The following is an 18,466-nucleotide window of genomic DNA, read 5'->3' as shown; positions in this document are numbered from 1 at the left end:
CGAAGCCAGCCCTCAGTCATTCATGCCCGGTGCCGTCAAATCCGCCTATAGAAACCTGGTGAAATCACACCAGATTACCGCCGATCCGGGTCAGGCCGAGGCGGTAGAGGCTCTGGCGCGGCTGGAACGCACCTTGCGCGACAGCACCGGCTTCTGGCAGGGCCTGTTTGGCGGGGCGCATTGTTATGGCCTGTACCTGTGGGGGCAGCCGGGACGCGGCAAGTCCATGCTGATGGACCTCTTCTACGAGCACGTGGCCTTTGAGCCCAAACGCCGCATCCACTTCCACGCCTTCATGGCCAAGGTGCACGAACTGGTGCAGGTCTGGCGTCAGGGCGATGCGAAGGAACGTCAGTCGGTCTTCGGCACATCGAAGGGCGATGACCCGGTCGCACCGGTGGCCCGACTGATCGCCAGAGAGTCGAAGCTGCTGTGTTTCGATGAGCTTCAGGTCACCGATATTGCCGACGCCATGATTCTGGGGCGGCTGTTTGAGGCCCTGTTCGCGCAGAAGGTGACCATCGTCATCACGTCCAACCGCGCCCCGGAAGCCCTGTACAAGAACGGCCTCAACCGCGACCTGTTCGTGCCCTTCATCGACATGATCCGCACCAAAATGACCGTGCACGAAGTCAGGGGCCCAAAGGACTTCCGTCTGGATCGCCTCAGAGGGGCGCGCGTCTATTTCACGCCGGACGATGCGGCGTCCGAAGCGGCCTATGATGCCTTGTGGCGCGACATGGTCGGACCGGGCAAGGCGGTCGCCACCACGCTGAGCGTCAATGAACGCAAGCTGACGATGAAACGCACCTGTGGCCCGCTGCTGCGCGCCAGCTTTGCCGAACTGTGCGCCGAAAATAACGGACCGGCGGACTATCTGGCCATTGCCGAGCGCTTCACCACCGTCTTTATCGACCACATTCCGCAACTGGGGCCGGAAAAGCGCAATGAAGCGCGCCGCTTCGTCACCCTGATCGACGCGCTTTACGAAGCCAATACCAAGCTGGTCGTTCTGGCCGCTGCCGAACCGGCCGCGCTCTATCCGGCCGGCGATGGCGCGTTCGAATTCGAGCGCACCGTGTCGCGCCTCGAAGAAATGCGCTCGGAAACCTATCTGGAAAAGGTGGCCGACTGACGCCCCCTGAACTTAGAGCGTTTTCGCTCAAGTGGATGCCGGTAAAGCGTGAAAAAACGCGATAAAACAGAAATTTAGAGCGACATTTCGATTCAGAATGAACGAAATGCGCTCAAGGTCAGAGAACGACCTTTTTTCTGTCACCTGACTGTCATCTGCGCCCGCTAGAGGCTAATTTATTATCGGTCCGTCCGCCCGTGGAGGGGCCGTCGCTTTCAGGGGCCTCCGCCATGTCCGTCCGCGTCCTCAGCCTGCTTTTCGCTACGCTTAGCCTGCCGCTTTCCGCTATCGCGCAAACCGCGCCTTCGACCCTGCCAGCCACGCGCGACCTGACGCAGGACGCGGGCTTCAAAGCGCAGAAGGCCGCCATCGAGGCCGCCGCCGCCCAAATGCCAAATACGGGCCGCGCCAAAAACGTCATCCTGTTTATCGGTGACGGCATGGGCATCAATTCAGTCACCGCTGGACGCATCATGGCCGGGCAGGTGCGGGGTCAGGACGGGGCCAGCTACGTGCTGTCGTTCGAAGCCCTTCCCTATACGGCCTTCTCCAAGACCTTTTCTGCGAACAATCTGGTCACCGACTCCGCCAACGGTATCTCGGCCATCACCACCGGCGTCAAGACGATCAACGGTGCGATTGGCGTAAATGCGGATGTGAAAAGCAAAAGCTGCGACGGCGTCGAAGCGGCCCGCGTCCTGACTATCGCCGAACAGGCCAAACTGTCGGGCCGCTCTGCCGGTGCCGTCACCACTTCCGGCATTACGGACGCAACCCCGGTCGGCACCTATGGCCACACCTCGACGCGCAACTGGCGCTCGGACGCCGACCTGCCGCCCGAAGCCGTGGCCGCGGGCTGCACCGATCTGGCGCGGCAACTGGTGCAGGCCCCGGCGGCGCTGCGCCTCGACGTCGCCATGGGTGGCGATCTCGAAGACTTCCTGCCCGTGACCGCCGGCGGCGTACGCAAGGACGGCCGCGACCTTACCGCCGAATGGAAGGCGCAAAAAAACGCCGCCGTCCTGACCGGCAAGGCGCAGCTTGAGGCGCTGAACACCAAAACCGCCGGTCCGGTTCTGGGCCTGTTCAGCAAGGGCGACCTGCCCTCGCCGCTCGATAAGCCGCAGGACGTGCCGGGTCTCGATGAGATGACCGCAAAGGCCATCGACCTCCTGTCGCGCAATGACAAGGGCTATTTCCTGCTGGTCGAATCCGCCTCGATCGACAAGTGGCATCACAAGAATGACGCCCACCGCGCCCTGCACGATGTCGATGAACTGGCCAAGGCGGTGAGCGTTGCCCTGGCCAAGACCGACCCCAGGGACACGCTGATCCTGATTACCGCCGACCACAGCCACGGCCTGACCCTGTCTGGCTATGCACCGCGCGACGGGCGCATCGACGGCGTGTCGGGTCAGGGCGACAAGGCCTATCCGCTGCTCAGCTACGCCACCGGCCCCGGCGGCGAGCACCCGCACACGGGCGGCTATACGGCTGAGGAGACCGAGGCGCTGGGCTTCACCAATCCAGCCCTGTTCGGCATGTCGAGCGCGGCGCACGGCGGCGAGGACGTACCGGTCTATGCGCGCGGCCCGCAGGCCTATCTGGTGCGTTCGACCGTGGACTCGACCTATCTCTATCAGGTCATGGCCCGCGCCCTGTTCGGGGCGGAGACGCCTAAGGCAAAGCCGTAGCCGCCAACCACCGCTGCGCCGTGGCGAGGTGCATCCGCTCGACCATCTCGCCATTGACCGACACTACGCCCCGGTCAGCATTCTCAGGCTGCGCAAAGGCCGCCACCACGGCGCGGGCCCAGTCAAGCTGATCCGCCGTCGCCGCAAATACCGCATTGGCGACGGCGACCTGCGCCGGATGGATCAGCGTCTTGCCATCAAAGCCCAGCGCGCGGCCATTTTCGCATTCGCGCCACAGTCCCTCCTGATCGCGGAAGGCATTATAGACGCCGTCGATAACGCTGAGGCCGAAGGCGCGGCCATGCAGCACGATGTGGGACAGGGCCAGTTGCAACTCGGTGCGTTCAGGCGTTGCCGAGACGCGCAGATCGGCGCGCAGATCATTCGGCCCGGCGATCAGGCCCTGAAGGCCCGGTGCCGTACAGATCTCTCGCAGGTTCAACACGCCCTTCGCCGTCTCGATCATCGCCCAGACCGGCGCGTCATAGCCATGCAGATGCACCGGCAAACCCACCTTAGGCACGGCATAGCCGTGCAGCCCGTGCCCGACAAAACGCGTCAGGGCCTGCAAAATCGGCGTCTTTAGCTCCGGATCGACGCGCACCAGAACCACCGGCGCAACAAATCCACCGGCCTCAAGCGCGCGAACCACGCGCTTCAGCGCCTCGGCCTTCTCCGCCCCACCGGCCGAGTCCTCCAGATCGAGGATCAGGGCGTCGGCCGCCAGCGTCGCCACTTTTGACATCGCCTTGTCATTGGCGGCGGGGACAAACAGGACGGAACGGAGCGGCAAATGCATCATGGTTTTATTTTACCTCCATACGGCCAAGTCTCCAACACGGGAAAACCACAAACCTTTGCAAGACTGTGTGAAGGGTTGCGGACCAACTAAATCGGTTGCACGCGGCTCAGGGGGCGCACGCCTCCCTTGTCAGACTGTGGTTTTAGGACCATATTAAGGGCTAAGCGAAAGGCTTTTCCACAGGGAATACCATGCAATTCGAAGATACCTACTCGGTTTCGACCCCCTCCGCCAGCGATATGGCGAGGGACCAGGGCCTCAAAAAGTTTCTGCTCGGCATCTACCAGAAGATGGCGCTCGGCCTCGTCGTAACGGCGGCCATTGCCTATGCCGTGGCCAATACGCCCGCCATCCTCCAACTGCTGTACAAGACCGATGGCCAGTACATCACCGGCTACACCGTGCTCGGTTACGTGTTCCTGTTTGCACCGCTTGGCCTGAGCCTCATCTCCGGCGTGTTCATGCGGGAACTGAACGCCGCCAAGGCGGGGGGCTTCTACTGGTTGTTCGTGGCCGTCATGGGCGTGTCGCTCTCGTCCATCGCCATCCTCTATACCGGCACCTCGATCGCGCAGATGTTCCTGATCACGGCTATCGCCTTCGGCGGCCTGTCGCTGATCGGTTACACCACAAAGGTCAATATGACCGGCTGGGGCACCTTCCTGTATATGGCGGTGCTGGGCATGATCGGGGTGAGCCTGCTCAACGTCTTCCTGTTCAAGTCGCCCATGATGGAAGTGGTCATCTCGGCCATTGGCGTTCTCGTCTTCTCTGGCCTGATCGCCTTCCAGACTCAGTCGCTCAAGCTAATGTATTATGACATGGGCGGCGCTTCGCAGAACCGTCTGGCGGCCATGACCTATATCGGCGCTCTGGGCCTTTACATCAACTTCATCAACCTGTTCCTCAGCCTGCTGCGCCTGTTTGGCAACCGCAACTAAATGAGGCTCAGGCCTGAACCTGAAACCCCGTCGGAGCATTCCGGCGGGGTTTTTAACTACCCGATCACATCCAGCTTCGTCTTATCGAGCACGCTCAACACCGGCTCCAGTTCGCGCCCGCGTTTGAGCACCATGCCGTTCTGATTAAAGACCGCAAACGCCCCCTGTTTGCGCGCCAGTGACGGGCGCTTTTCGATGCGATAGACGGGGGCCTCACCGCTACGACGGAAGATGTTGAAAGCCACCACATCGGGCAGACTATCAATGCTATAGTCGCGCCAGTCGCCCGACGCCACCTTACGCCCATACAGTCTGAGAATCAGCTCCAGTTCGCGCCGTTCAAAGAAGACCGGCCCTTTCGGCGCGGCGACAAACCCAGTGCCCTGATCCTGAAAGCTCATGCGGCGAACCTCTCGTCAATCCCGGTTCATACTCGCCTGATCCGGTGAAAAGACAAGAGGCTTGGCGCCTGTCGTCACAACCGGCCCATGCAAACGGTGGCATCAAGATCACGTTTCCCAAAGAAATGAACCTACCCCAAAATGACCTCATTTCAGCCGTTTAGGCGCCTATATTGGCCTATACAAGATGAGTGTCGGCCGGATCGGTTCGTTGGGTCCACCCCCTGAACAGCCCCCCAGCCCAGGACCTGACCGCCAGTCAATGGCAGCTCCCCTCCGGCCGACATGCCATCTTTGTCCCCCCCCGAAGATGAAGCAAAAACGCACCGCCCCCTCCCCGGCCGGTGCGTTTTTTTATGCTGTCTTACGTTTCTACAGAAGTCCGGCGGCCTTTGCCGCCTCGTCCAGACTGTCGCCGATAAGGGCGAGATTTTGAATGGCCGACAGTCCCCATTGCGCCGTGCCATTTGTCGAGAGTGTGGGGTCTTCGTCCAGCGGACGCAGGACAGCCGGACCTTCGATGCGTTGGGTGCGGCGGTTCAGACCACCATCAGATTCGCGCCCTTCATTGCCGAAGAACTCGCTCCATGCCCGCAGCGCCAGTGTCTTGTCCTTTTCGTGGAAAGCGGCAAAAGCCGTCAGGCGCGAGTGGGCATCGCGCAGATTGCGCCCGCCCGGCTCCTTGCCCAGAAGCGCCACGATCTCGGCCTTCGGCGCATTGTAGTAGCGGCAATATTCCAGCCACGCCTTGCGATAAGCGGGCACATCGACCAGCTCCCACAGCTCGGACGTCATTTCGACCACACCGAAGACGGCATTGAGGTGCGAGACGCTGATGTAATCGCCGTCGCCGAGGAACTTACCGGTCTTCAGGTCATAGGGCGCTTCGCCGGCGAACCAGCGTCGTTTAAGGCCAGCAATGGTGTTCATGCCGTTGACGATACGGTCGCGCCAGCGGGTATCCTGCGTGCGCTCCCATTCGGTCAGCCATGCGCCCAGAAACGCCCCCCATGACGTCCCGAAGCCGGAAGCCACAACACCCTTCGGACGCTCCCGCCCCGGTGCGGGCGGAAGCTTGCGCGAAATGTCGACATTTTCCAGCGCATAGTCTGAATCGACCAGATCACGCATAAGGTCACCGACGCGCTCATCGGCCGTGAGGTAATAGTAGATGCGGCGATAGGCGACGTTGGACACGCGTGGCTGCTTGGACGAATCCGACCACGGCTGCACGCCATGGCGCGTGCCAAAGCCCTTGAAGCGGCCGAGGTGATAGACATCGACCTCACCCGTCTGCCGCGTCATGGCCTCGGCGAATTTGAACACGTCGGCGCGACCCGTGCGCAGATAGGTGTACCACACCCACAGATCGGTCGAGAGTTCGGAATTATCCCAGGCATAACCGCCGATGTCATAGCGCCACATGTGACGCTCCGCATCGTAGGTGTGCATCACATCGCCATAGGTCCAGAAGCCGTACCAGCGGCGCTGATCGACCTCCTTCATGTAGTAGTCGATCTGATAGGTCAGGCGGTCTTCGAGGATTTTGCGCGCCGGCGTCGATGAATTGGCCACGTCCCAGTCGCCAAAGACACCGCATTGGTGGATACGTTCCGGTGACAGGACCAGACGCGCCGGATTGGCGACCTGCTCCGCCATGTCCGAGAACACCTGATGCGAGGGCGTTGACCCGAGCACCCACAGGTTCAGCTCCGAAGTCCGCGCCACGCCGGTCGCCGTGTCCCAGCCCTTTTCGTAGTCCTCATAGGTGATGTTAAGGCCTTCAATTTCTTCCGGATGGGTGTCCATGCCATCGGCCGAGCGGTAGGGGCGCACATCCATGGCCGGGGCTTCCGGCGACCACAGCCACGCCGTGATCTCGGCCATTTCCGTATGGGCATTGCGCACATCAAGTTGCGTAGGCGAGCGCTGCCAGAAATCCTTGAAGCCAAGCGCCACGCCGCCGCTCGCGCCACCAACATAGGCGAGGCCCTTGCTGCGCGTTCCGGCATTGGAATCGATCCAGGCGTGACCCGCTCGCGTGCGCTTTTTGATCGTGTAACCATCGGGCGTCAGTTGCGACAGCGTGAAATCGCCCCATTCCGGTATCCATTTCAGCCCGTCCTGCACCGGCTTGGCCATGTCGGCGACGGCCACGGCCTTGCCTTCGACCTGAGCGACGCCCAGCCCCTTGCCCACAGGGCGGCGCAGACCGGTCAGTGGCCGCACCGCCTCACCCCACACACCCACACCGTCGCCGGTCAGGCGGATATGGCGGTTGTGCGTCTCTTCGGTCATCGGGGTTTTGGCGGTGACGCCCAGACCGCGGATGAAGTCCTTGAACGGGTCACCGTCATAGATGAAGGCGTGCACGATGCGCACGCTTTCGGAACCAGCGTAGAAATAGAGCCGCACCGAGAAGGGCAGCCAGTCACGGCCATTTCCGGAATGCACGCCCTCGATCTTGAGCACCGCGCGCACGGGACCGGTTTGCTCGACCGTGACCTTGCTGATCTTGCTGGCGAAGCTCTGCTGGCTGACGCTGCCCGTGGCGTCGAGATCGGGCGCATTCTGCCACAAAGCGACCAGTTTCATCTCCTTGAGCGTCAGGCGACCCGCACGCGTGGCGCTGGCGATCAGATGCTCACCGGAGGTCGGCACCACCCACACCAGATCACCGGAAGTCACCGTAACAGCGGCGGCCTCTTGTTTGACGCTGACGGCCTTGGCGGGCGTGGTGGCCTTGCCCGGCGCGAGCGATAGGCCTGCAGGTTTGGTTCCGGCGGGGACGGCGTGCGCTGTCCATTTCAGCGACCCGTCGGGCCAGTAGGCCAGCGGCCACGACTGTACCGGCACCTCGCCCAGCTTGAAGTCCAGCACCTTGCCCCTGGCAGGCTTTACCGTACCGCGCGGCCACGGTACCCCCAGCGTCGCCCCTTCAAAAACCGCCGGCGTCCCGTCCAGCCATCTGAGATCGGTCGAAGCCACCGGCGTGGCCTTGGCCGATACAGCGGCCTGCGCCACCGCAGGCAGGGCGCTCAGGGCCGACAAAGCTACGGCGGATTGCAGAAGATGGCGGCGCGAGAGAGAGGTCATGGTTCCCAGCCTTTAAATAAAGTCAACGACTTGAACGCTGACGGCGGTCGTTTCCGGCGCAATATCGCTCAATTTTGTCCAAAATTGATCACGCAACACGGTCCGTCAATAAAAAACCGCCGCCCGGAACCCCGGACGGCGGTCAGTTGTAACTCTACTCAGACGTATTATTGCATACGGTATGTGATACCGAACATGGTGCGGACACCACCGTAAGCGATCTTCCATAGATTTTCGGTGCCACCGGCAAATCCGTTGTAGTCCCCGCCCGAAAGGGTAGATGCCTGCTTGGTCAGGTTGCGGCCTTCCCAGTAGAGTTCGAGGCCCGGACGAACCTTATATGTAACCTTGGCGTCGAGGTACTGAGTCTCGTCGTTAAAGCGCGGGCTACCCGGATTGTAGGGGATAGGACGCGGTTGGGTGACGCCCCATGCACCAGGATAGTTGTTGACCGTGTTGGCCGTGCCGCAAGGCGAGATACAACTGAAGGATTCCGCGCGCTTCTGATAAGAGACGCGACCGTTCAGTTTGCCATCGTCATACCAGATCGAGAGGTTCGCATAGTATTCCGATTCACCCGGAGGACGCATCTTGTCACCCGTATTTGGGTCAACAATGTTGACATTCGAGGTGCCTTCAAGCGTCGAGATATTGAAGTCAGCCCCGGTGTAACGCAGATACCACGGCAGGAAGGTGAAGGCCGTCTTAGACGAGAACTCCCAACCCGTACGACCGTAACCGGAGTCATTTACCCACTGGCTGTAGGTGAACTCGGTATTGTCAATCGATTGACCTGTTTGCGGATCAACCAGACCGGTGCCCGCAAACAGTTTGCCATCGCTCTGGGTAACCGCGACAGGTCCACCGATGCGCACATCGAGCTTGTGATAAGCCAGCGAGAACATGGTATCCTTGTTCGGGTACCATTCCAAAGTCATCTGCTGGTTCTTCGCGGTGTAGGGCTTCAGATTCGGGTTACCAATGGTGCCCGAACAGGTCATATCGGTTTCGGAACCATCCGACTCCAGCGTGCCGGTATTGCGTTCGTCATTGGTACAGTTCCCCGCCGGAATGAGGCGGTTGATCGGCGGGCGTGCCACGGTCTTTGCCGTCGAATAACGCAGAACAAGCTGATCGGGAACGACCCACAGATTGGCATTATAGCTGGGGAGCCAGTCGCGCGTCGTCTTGGTCATGGTGAAGGGACTGCGGAAGGTGTAGGTGGTCACCCCTGCCGCTGCCGTTGGGTTCGCCGGGTTGAAGTTGGCGTTCTTGCGGATCGAGTTCAATTGCAACACGCCCGTACCGCCGACCTGAGATTCGACCACACGCAGGCCGACGTTACCGTCGAACACCATGCCGAGCGGCAGGTTTTGCTCAAACTCCATCATGAAGTAGGCGGCTTTGATGTCTTCCTGAGAGCGCGTGACCGGCTGCTCATACATATTGCCATCATTGGCCCTACAAACCTTGATGCAGTCGTAGTTGGCGTTCTGCGCCGAAGCCACCTGAGACCACAACTTGTTGATGTCGAGGCCATTCCAGTTAGAAATGTTACCCGCACCCGGATAGCCGTCAAAGAAGACCGAATCCGGTTCAACGAAGATGCTACCGATCAGGGCCTGGAGTTGCGAAGGCGTAAAAGTCGTAACGCCGGTCAGTTTGGTCGAAAGATTCGTATTGGCTACATAGCCATAGTTACAAGACAGAGCGCCGGCAGGAGCTGCCGTACCCGTCGCACCGTATTTGGTGTCATCGCAGGCCCGGAACGAACCCCGCAGGTTCAGAGTAGGCACTACGATCGGGGCCTGATAACCGGCCTGGCCGAACGTGCCCACGGCTTCCTTAACCGTGTAACCGCCTGGACCCCAGTACTGGGTTTCCGTCTTGCGGTTCGAATAGCCCGTCTTGAATTGGGTGAAGAAGGGGATCTTGCCTTCGGTGCGATAGGTCAGGTCGAGCTTGATATTGTCTTCGCTGTTTTCTTGCAGACGCGGCTGGAAGGTAATAGCGAAGCTCGGGGTAACCCAAGGCTGCTGCGCGATTGTGTATGCCGGTGAAGCCGGGTTGTTCACAGACGCCGCAGCCGCCGTTATATTCGCCGTAGGTGCCGTGGTCACGACGTAATTGGCCGGGTTGGTCTGATCGAATCCGGCAGGCAGGGTATAGGACCAAAGCCCGCTCGGCTGCACAGCAAGCGTGGCGGCCCCGTAAGGCGCGCTGATGCTGGTCCGACGGTCGTCGCGTGAGTACTTGCTTTCGCCGCGGTTCCAGACAAAGGTCAGCTTTACCGGGCCGTTTTTGTACTCGCCGCCGAACTGCATATAGGTGCTGTCGGAAATGATGCTCGTCGAAATCTGATCGATACTTACGGCACCATCAGTGATCGTCATTTGCGTCACGTGGTGGTTAGCATCAACTTTTACGCTATTTGGATCAACGTTGACCGTCTGGCCCAGCGTCGGGAACGCGAAGTTGGTAACGTTCGAGTTGCCCGTGCCCGCATTCGGGTTAATGTCGATCGAGATCGGCGTCGTGAGATAACCGCCATTATAGAGATAATAGCCCGAACCCGCTACCGGCGTACGATAGTTGATGCTATTCGACGGGTAGAAGGTACCATTCGTTCCGCCGTTCAGCGAATCGACGAAGCGCCCGGCGGTATTGATGTTCACGCCACCTAGGTTACGGTTACGGTACTGATCATCGACATGGCGATTAGCAACGCTGTACTTTGCATAGACTGACAGGTGATCGTTGACTTTGAAGTCGAACCTCAGATCTGCCGCCAGTCGGTCATCGTCGTTCGAGTTTTGGAAGTTACGAATCAGAGACGGGTGATAGTCGTTCCACTGGTTCAGGCAGGTAATACGCTCATACATGCGCTGGTTCTGGGCCGCAACACGATTGGCGTTGCTGGTGCCCGCCGCGATACCGGCCAGCTCGGCATCGCTGAGCAGTGGAAACAGCGTATTACACTGATCTTTGCTTTGCGCCTGAGCCGAGAGAGTAACAACTTCAAGCGGCGTCTTGGAAAAGACCGTACCTGTACCCGCCGAATTTGCCCAAGAGGCCAGAGGGGTGTTGGCCCCGTCACCGGTCACCGTGGACGGATTGAAAGTGAAGGTCTTGTTGGGCGAATTATCCCAGTCGATGGATCGCGCATAACCCGCGTTATCCGATGTCACGACCGACATGTTGTGGCCGTTATTTTGAATCTTGCTGGTCGTCACACTGAACAGGACGCCCAGGCGGCCTTCGAGGAATTTACGCGAAGCGACAATATTGATGTCCGGGCGATACTCCTTGCCCAGTGAGTTGCGGGTCGTGCCGACGCGCATTGAGAAGTAAGGCTTCTTGAAATCGAGACCCGTACGAGTCTGGATCGAGATCGAGCCCCCCAGGCCGCCTTCAGTCATATCGGCGGTCGTACCCTTGATCACATCGACGCTCTTGATCAGGTCGGACGGCAGTTCGCGCATGTCCGCGCCGCGACCCGCAGAGTCGCCCACACCGATGGCCAGACCGCCAGAATTCTGAACACCAATACCGTCCAGTTCGACGCGCGTGAGGTCGGGGCCGTTGCCGCGGATAGTGACCCCCTCGCCCTCACCGTATTGGTTGCGCTCGATCGCCGCCCCGGCGATACGCGAAATGGCTTCGTTCAGGTTGCGGTCCGGAAACGCGCCGACATCATCGGCGACGATAGAGTCGGTCGGTGTCTTGGCACGTTTCTTACGCTCGTTCGACGACTGCTGCGCGGCACGCGCGCCGACCACAACGACGGTTTCGATATCTTCGGCACCCGCGTTAACGGTGGCTTCCTGCGCATAGGCCGCACCGGAGACGGCCAGCATGGCCAGGCCCGAACCGGCCATCAGATATTTCGCGAAAGACGATCTGGGTGACTTTGAGGGTGATTTCTGCATTTATTCCTCCGATATGCCGCCGAAACGACATGCCCCTTAAGAACTGTGTTGGTCCCTAGACTGCACGGGGGGAATAAACAGGCAGACACGCAAGACGGCACGCCGCTTTCACAGAAAACGAATCCAGATGACAGAACGGGCCCCGCCCTTAGCTAAGGCGCAGGCACACACACATATCCGTCAGTTCGGAAAACGCCTTCCGGCTTTTCACTCCCCTGCCAGGACCCTTTGTTTTTGTGCGGGCCTCTGACGCAACAACCTGTTGGATAACCCTGATCCTCATTGATCGAAGCTGATAAGTCAAGCCACAATGTGATCATAATTGGCCTTAGGTCGGACAATTAGCGCACATTGCCGGTCAAAAGTAACACAAATGTCACACAATTCACCCCATTCCGCCAGATTATTCATATTTCGCAAAGGGTTATAAACTTTGCCCGCCGAACGCGCGTGGTCTTCGCGCGGGGCCCGGCTTCAACTTTAACGCTTTTCTTTCAATATATTACATATTTTTTAGGTTTCCTCCCAAGCGCTTGGGCATTGAACAGCGAAACCCCCAGAGGCCTGCGTCATGACACGAAGCAAAAGATCATTTTCGATCAATTTCGATTGGAATAAGGCAGATTTGTGCTAACGCTGGCGACAGGTCCGCCCGACTGGCGCGTAGAAGTTCCCGAAAGCGGCGGCAACAGGTGAAAAGCCACGCCTCGGAGGAACACATATGATAATCCCGACATTCAAGACCTCTCTTCTGATCAGTGCGGCCCTGACCTTGGGGGCGGCGCACGCCCTGGCTGCCGAGGCACCGAGAGCCAGGGTCGAATACCTCGATCGCGGTGCCGTCGCCGTGACCGCGGACACAGGTGTGCTGGTCAGCTGGCGCGCGCTCGTGACCGATGCTCCCGGACTGGGCTTCAACATCTATCGTGACGGCCGCAAGCTGAACGCCAGACCGATCACCCGCACGACCAGCTTCAAGGATGAGAGCGGGACCAACACCGCCAGCTATGAGGTGCGCGAAGTCGCGGGGGGTAAGGAAGGCCCGGCCTCCAAAGCCCTGCGCATTGACGGCTATCTGTCGATACCGCTCAACAAACCAGCTGACGGCACCACACCCGACGGTCAGGCCTATAGCTACACGGCCAATGACGCCTCGGTAGGCGATCTGGACGGCGATGGCCGCTATGAGATCATCCTCAAGTGGGACCCGACCAATGCCAAGGACAACAGTCAGGGCGGCTATACGGGGCCGGTGCTGCTCGATGCCTATACGCTGGACGGCAAGCAATTGTGGCGCATCAATCTGGGGCGTAACATCCGCGCGGGGGCGCACTATACGCAGTTTCAGGTGGCGGACTATGACGGCGACGGCAAGGCGGAGCTGATCGTCAAGACGGCAGACGGCACCACCGACGCGCAGGGTAAGGTGATCGGTGACGCCACTGCCGACTGGGTCACGCCGGCCGGTGAGATCGAGAACAAGGATCGGACCGGCTCGCGTCAGACTGAGGACGGCAAGCTGATGGCGCGTCTGACCGGACGCATTCTCAAAGGGCCGGAATATCTCAGCGTCTTCGAAGGTGCGACGGGCAAGGTGGTCGATACCATCCCCTATCCGTCGCCGCGCGGCCCGAACGGCGACAACCCGACCGATGCCGAAGCGACGGCCCGCTGGGGCGATGCCTACGGCAACCGCAGCGATCGCTTTCTGGCCGGGACGGCATGGCTTGACGGTGAACACCCCAGCGCCATCTTCGCGCGCGGCTACTATGCCCGCACCACCATTGCCGCCATTGATTACAAGGGCGGCAAGCTGATCAAGCGCTGGTATTTCGACTCCGAAGCGGCGGGCGTGCCGCCGGGCTATTCCGGGCAGGGCAACCATCAGTTCAGCGTGGCGGATGTCGATGGCGACGGTAAGCAGGAAATCCTCTACGGAGCCATGGCCATCAATGACGATGGCCAGCCTTTGTGGACGACCGGCATGGGCCACGGCGACGCCATGCACGTGTCCGACCTCGATCCGAACCGTCCGGGCCTCGAAAAATGGGGCGTACATGAAAATATGAAGATGTCCGGTAACACGGGCGCGGCCCTGCTCGACGCACGTACCGGCGAAGTCATCTTCAAGGTACCCGCCGACAAGGACACCGGGCGCGGCGTGGCGGGCGACATCGACCCGCGCCATCCGGGGGCGGAGTTCTGGGCCTCAAATAGTCCCAATCTCTACGACGTCAAGGGCAATGTCATATCGGACAAGCACCCGCGTCAGGTGAACTTCATGGTGTGGTGGGACGGCGATCTGCTGCGCGAGCTGCTTGACGGCACCAAGGTTTATAAGTGGGACTGGAACACATCCGAATCGAAGGTGATCCTCGACGCTCAGGGCACGGCGTCAAACAATGGCACCAAATCGACCCCGGCCTTGTCGGCGGACCTGTTCGGTGACTGGCGCGAAGAAGTGGTGTTACGCAGCGAGGATAATCTATCGCTGCGCATCTATTCGACCCATATCCCAACCCCCTACAAGTTCACTACGCTCATGCAGGACCCGCAATATCGGGCGGCCATCGCCTGGCAGAACACCGCCTATAATCAGCCGCCGTGGCCGTCCTACTTTATCGGCGAAGGCATGAAGGCCCCGCCCAAGGCGAAGGTCACCGTCGTGAAAGCCCAATAGAATTCCTATATCACCTGTGTATAGGCTCAGAGCCCCGGCCATTGCGTCGGGGCTTTTTCGCGATGTGAGAATGAGATTGAGACGCTATATAGGTAATAAAAACAATCAAATTTATGTGCTTTCTGTTTGCGTTTAAATCTCTGTAAGGTTGTGCGGGCGTATATGTAACAGGTTCATGGGATTGCAAAAGCCACTCATGGGAATAGTTCAGGCGTACTATGGGGCCAAGGTACGCGACGAAGAGTAAGCGGTATAACCTTCCATTCAGGCACGGAGCCCAACATGCAAAAATATCAAATAAGGAGCATGACCGAAATGGACCCGGCGGAGGAATTCAAGGACTTCGCCTACATCGTTTCACACGATCTGGCTGGACCGGTACGGTCCCTTGTGGAATTTTCCCGTCTGCTGGTGGAACAGGCCCCGGTGCCCGAAACGGATGACGCCCGTACCAACCTGTCCATGGTTCTGGAAAGCGGCGAAAAACTTCAGGAAATCTTGCACGGCCTGTTGCAGTTTTCGCGTCTCAACACCGTGCCGCGTCTGGATCAGAAGGTCGATCTGGAAGAGATCGTGGCACGCGTGCACATGAACCGTCAGACCGATCTCGACATGATCCGTGGCACGCTGAACCCCGGCAATCTGCCGGAGGTCAGTGGCGACCCCAATCGCCTCTATCAGCTTTTTTACATGCTGATCGACAATGCCATCAAATTCCGTCGCCGCAACCAGCCTCTGGTCATCGACATCGGCTGCGAGGAAACCGAACAGGCTTACTGGATTTCGCTTACCGACAATGGCATCGGCATCGACCCGATGTTCCACGACGACGTGTTCCGCCCTTTACGCAAGCTGCATAATGACGACGTCTATGACGGGGCCGGCATGGGCCTCACCCTGGCGCGCAAGATCGTCCTGATGCATGGCGGGCAAATCGGCATCGGTTCATCGGACGACGGCACGGCCATCTCCTTCAGCCTGCCCAAGGCCTGAACCCCGTTTGTTAAAAACGGTGTGGCAGGCCGCCGGGGAAGCGAAAATGCGCACATTCACCCTTGGCGGCCTGCGCTGAAAACTGCGCCAGAGCCTGAGCCAGAGCATCAAAGGCGGCGGGGCTGTCGGGCTTTTCGATATGCCCGTCCGAGCCGCAGCGCTCGCCTTCAGCCACGTGCTCCGCCGTCACCAGCCCGGACATCAGCACCACGCGAATCCCTTTAAGGGCCGGATCGGTGCGCACTTTTTCCAGCACCTGAAAACCGCTCAGTCGCGGCAGGCGGCAATCGAGCAGCACCAGTGTCGGCAGGGGGTGCCCGCTGAACGGTCCTTCGCCCAGAAGGCGCTGCAAGGCCTCTTCGCCCGAAGCCGCCGCGTCGATAACGGCGGCGCTCAGAACCGCACTGAGGGCACGGGTCAGCAACACCGCGTCGCCGCGATTGTCATCGACAATCAGAATGTGAAGCTCAGGCGGCATGATCCGACGGGGTCCTGAGAGGCGTTTCAGCCTCGCAATATGCTGTTATTTGGCGGCCAAGGCAAACCCATTCCATTTTCAGCCCCTGCGGCCGCTTGACAGGGGCAAGCCGTCCGCACAGGCTTACTCCATGCGTCTGCCCGATCCTTCTGCCGCCGATCCCGCCCTCTTCGATCCGTTGGGGGCTGAATTCACTCGCAATCCCTACCCGGCCTATGCGCGCCTGCGGGCCCTGAATGCGCCCTATTACTTCGCGCCCTTTGACATCTGGCTGTTCTCGCGCTTTGCGGATGTGCAGACCGCCGCCCTCAATCCCCTGTCACTTCGCTCGCTCGATCATCGTCTGAGCGCCGAAGAGATCGAAGCCGATCGCCGCACCCAGAACTGGCACAACATGCCCTACCATGCGCGCTTCGTACAGTTTTCGATGCTCAATTCCGATGGTGACGTGCATCAGCGCCTGCGCCGGCTGGTGTTCGGTGAATTCACCCCGTCTCAGGTCGAGCGGCTGAAAGCCGGGGTTGAGGCCTATGTGTCGGAACTGTTCGACGCGGTGGGCTCAGAGTTCGACTTTATCAACGATCTGGCCGTGCATGTACCGGGGCGGGTCATCGGCCGCTTTCTGGGCGTACCGGATACAGACTGTGCGCAGTTGCGCGTGTGGTCCGAAGACATCGTGCAGTATTTCGATATCGACCGCACCGACGCCCGCAAAGCCCTGGCCGAACGCACCACCAAAACCTTCTATGACTACCTGATCGACCTGTCTCATGAGCGGCGCAAACGCCCGCAGGATGACCTGATCTCGCGGCTGTTGAGACGCTGGGACGCGGGCGAACTGAGCGAGGATGAATATATCTCGACCTGTATGCTGATCCTGATGGCCGGGCACGGCTCGACTATCGACGCCATGGGCAACGGCCTGACGGCGCTGCTGAGCCACCCGGATCAGCTTCAGCGTCTGCGCAGCGATCCCACCCTGATGCCGACGGCCATTCAGGAGATGTTCCGTTATGACGCGCCGCTGCCCTTCTTCCATCGTCTTGCCGCAGAAGACATGCAAGTCAATGGCTGGGAGATACCCAAGGGCAGGAAGATCGGCCTACTGTACGCCTCTGCCAACCGCGACCCGGAGGCCTTTGCCGACGCCGACCGCTTCGACATTGGGCGGACGCCCAACCGCCATCTGGCCTTTGCCGCCGGGCCCCACTTCTGCCTAGGTAACCACCTGTCGCGCATGAATATGGAAGCGACCTTCGCGGCGCTTCTGTCGCGGTTTCACAGCATCGCATTGAGCGCCGAGCCACAGTTCAAACCCAGCCTGTCGCTGCGCGGGCCGAAAGCCCTGCCCTTGCGGGTCGGTTAACCCGGCATTAACCCTGATCGTTCACGGTTTGTGCAGGGAGTGCGTCCATGCGTAAATCGAAGTTTTCAGGCCTTAAGCTCTATGACCGCGCGCTGGTCGAAATCGTCGGACAGGTGCGCCCGCAGACGGCGCAGCGCGATGAAACTCAGGCCGGCATTTATCGCATCGGAGGCTTTGCCTATCTCGAAAACGGTACGCCCCTGCCCTCGACACCGCCGGCCCCGTCCCTGCTGCTGGTCTATTCCGCCGGGTGCACGCTGGTCCGGGGGTAGGCACCTTGACAAAGAGGCCTGCGGAACCCACGTACTCCTCATGACCATGCGCGCCGTGCTCAATCTCACCGCTTCGCTCAAGGGACATCCCGTCACGGGATCGTAGCCCGAAGCCCGGCCCTGCGCGCCGTTCGGGTTTCGGGGCCTATCGAACCGCTAAGATGATCTCAGCCGTTCCCCATAATCCGGCGCTCTTTTCCCATTTCCCATCTACCGTCGCGTGTCCCGCACAAACCCGAGGCCGCGCGCTTTGGCACAGGTTTACCCCATGACGACTCACACCGAACCCATCATCCTGCCCGAGATACTCATAGGCGAAGACGACTTTCAGCTTTTGAAGAAAAAGGCCGAACAGGCGGGTGGCTTTCTGGCCGAAGCCGGAGAGCAACTGCTTGAGGAGTTGTCGCGCGCCACCCGGCGCCCACAGGCAGACCTGCCTGACGATACCGTGCGTCTCAATGACCGGGTGACGTTCCGCACGGCGCGCGGGACGCGACGCCTGAAGCTGGTCCTGCCCGACGATGCCGATATTGCCAAGGGCAGGCTGTCGGTCCTGACCCCGGTTGGGGCCGCCCTGATCGGCCTGTCCAGCGGACAATCCATCGCCTTCAAAACGCCCTCCGGCGAGATTGAACAACTCAGTGTCACGGCGGTGGAGCGCTAATAAAAAGGGCCCCGA

Annotated in this window: 13 protein-coding genes; 8 read left to right on the top strand and 5 right to left on the bottom strand. The window is 60.1% G+C overall.

Going from position 1 to position 18,466, the window contains the following annotated elements; genetic code table 11:
- The first annotated feature begins 22 nt into the window (after positions 1 to 22).
- Both zapE and AACH73_RS01410 read left to right on the top strand, forming a co-directional pair.
- Entirely contained in the window at positions 23 to 1,135 is a 1,113-nt protein-coding gene (gene zapE / locus AACH73_RS01415; RefSeq protein WP_338735179.1) for a cell division protein ZapE, read from the top strand.
- Positions 1,136 to 1,365: 230 nt separating this feature from the next.
- Entirely contained in the window at positions 1,366 to 2,829 is a 1,464-nt protein-coding gene (locus tag AACH73_RS01410) for an alkaline phosphatase (RefSeq protein WP_338735177.1), read from the top strand.
- Here the strand turns inward: AACH73_RS01410 and AACH73_RS01405 are convergent.
- Entirely contained in the window at positions 2,813 to 3,631 is an 819-nt protein-coding gene (locus AACH73_RS01405) for a CoA ester lyase (RefSeq protein ID WP_338735176.1), read from the bottom strand. The two genes, AACH73_RS01410 and AACH73_RS01405, sit on opposite strands and share 17 nt — an antisense overlap.
- A 191-nt stretch (positions 3,632 to 3,822) precedes the next feature.
- On the opposite strand from AACH73_RS01405, the gene AACH73_RS01400 reads away from it, so the two are divergent.
- On the top strand, positions 3,823 to 4,572 hold the full coding sequence (locus tag AACH73_RS01400; RefSeq protein WP_338735175.1) for a Bax inhibitor-1/YccA family protein: 750 nt from the start codon (positions 3,823 to 3,825) through the stop codon (positions 4,570 to 4,572).
- A 56-nt stretch (positions 4,573 to 4,628) separates the two neighbouring features.
- Here AACH73_RS01400 and AACH73_RS01395 read toward each other — a convergent pair whose 3' ends face one another.
- The 3 genes from AACH73_RS01395 to AACH73_RS01385 all read right to left on the bottom strand — a co-directional run bounded on the left by AACH73_RS01395 (position 4,629) and on the right by AACH73_RS01385 (position 11,998).
- A complete protein-coding gene (locus tag AACH73_RS01395) occupies positions 4,629 to 4,973 on the bottom strand; it encodes a DUF2794 domain-containing protein (protein ID WP_338735174.1) in 345 nt (114 codons plus the stop codon).
- A 372-nt stretch (positions 4,974 to 5,345) separates the two neighbouring features.
- Positions 5,346 to 8,069: a Tat pathway signal sequence domain protein gene (locus AACH73_RS01390; protein WP_338735173.1), complete on the bottom strand. Its 2,724-nt coding sequence runs from the start codon at positions 8,067 to 8,069 to the stop codon at positions 5,346 to 5,348.
- Positions 8,070 to 8,236: 167 nt separating this feature from the next.
- Positions 8,237 to 11,998: a TonB-dependent receptor gene (locus AACH73_RS01385; protein WP_338735172.1), complete on the bottom strand. Its 3,762-nt coding sequence runs from the start codon at positions 11,996 to 11,998 to the stop codon at positions 8,237 to 8,239.
- A gap of 721 nt (positions 11,999 to 12,719) precedes the next feature.
- On the opposite strand from AACH73_RS01385, the gene AACH73_RS01380 reads away from it, so the two are divergent.
- Positions 12,720 to 14,678: a rhamnogalacturonan lyase gene (locus AACH73_RS01380; protein WP_338735171.1), complete on the top strand. Its 1,959-nt coding sequence runs from the start codon at positions 12,720 to 12,722 to the stop codon at positions 14,676 to 14,678.
- 282 nt (positions 14,679 to 14,960) lie between these two features.
- Positions 14,961 to 15,671, top strand: coding sequence for an ATP-binding protein (locus AACH73_RS01375; protein WP_338735170.1), 711 nt, complete (start codon positions 14,961 to 14,963; stop codon positions 15,669 to 15,671).
- Between the two features lie 10 nt (positions 15,672 to 15,681).
- Here AACH73_RS01375 and AACH73_RS01370 read toward each other — a convergent pair whose 3' ends face one another.
- Complete coding sequence (locus tag AACH73_RS01370; RefSeq protein WP_338735169.1) at positions 15,682 to 16,149, bottom strand: response regulator; 468 nt, start codon at positions 16,147 to 16,149, stop codon at positions 15,682 to 15,684.
- Positions 16,150 to 16,279: 130 nt separating this feature from the next.
- Between AACH73_RS01370 and AACH73_RS01365 the strand changes: the two genes are divergently transcribed.
- The 3 genes from AACH73_RS01365 (at position 16,280) to AACH73_RS01355 (ending at position 18,451) form a co-directional block, all read left to right on the top strand.
- The gene (locus AACH73_RS01365; protein ID WP_338735168.1) at positions 16,280 to 17,515 is read left to right on the top strand and encodes a cytochrome P450; all 1,236 of its coding nucleotides are present in this window, start codon (positions 16,280 to 16,282) and stop codon (positions 17,513 to 17,515) included.
- A gap of 47 nt (positions 17,516 to 17,562) precedes the next feature.
- Positions 17,563 to 17,787: a hypothetical protein gene (locus tag AACH73_RS01360; RefSeq protein WP_338735167.1), complete on the top strand. Its 225-nt coding sequence runs from the start codon at positions 17,563 to 17,565 to the stop codon at positions 17,785 to 17,787.
- Between the two features lie 268 nt (positions 17,788 to 18,055).
- Entirely contained in the window at positions 18,056 to 18,451 is a 396-nt protein-coding gene (locus tag AACH73_RS01355) for a GreA/GreB family elongation factor (RefSeq protein ID WP_338735166.1), read from the top strand.
- Positions 18,452 to 18,466: the final 15 nt, after the last annotated feature.

This window comes from Asticcacaulis sp. DW145 (genome assembly GCF_037101385.1).
In the GTDB taxonomy this organism is placed as follows: domain Bacteria; phylum Pseudomonadota; class Alphaproteobacteria; order Caulobacterales; family Caulobacteraceae; genus Asticcacaulis; species Asticcacaulis currens.
Note: the sequence above shows the minus strand (reverse complement) of the source record. Positions and strands in the feature narration are given on the sequence as shown.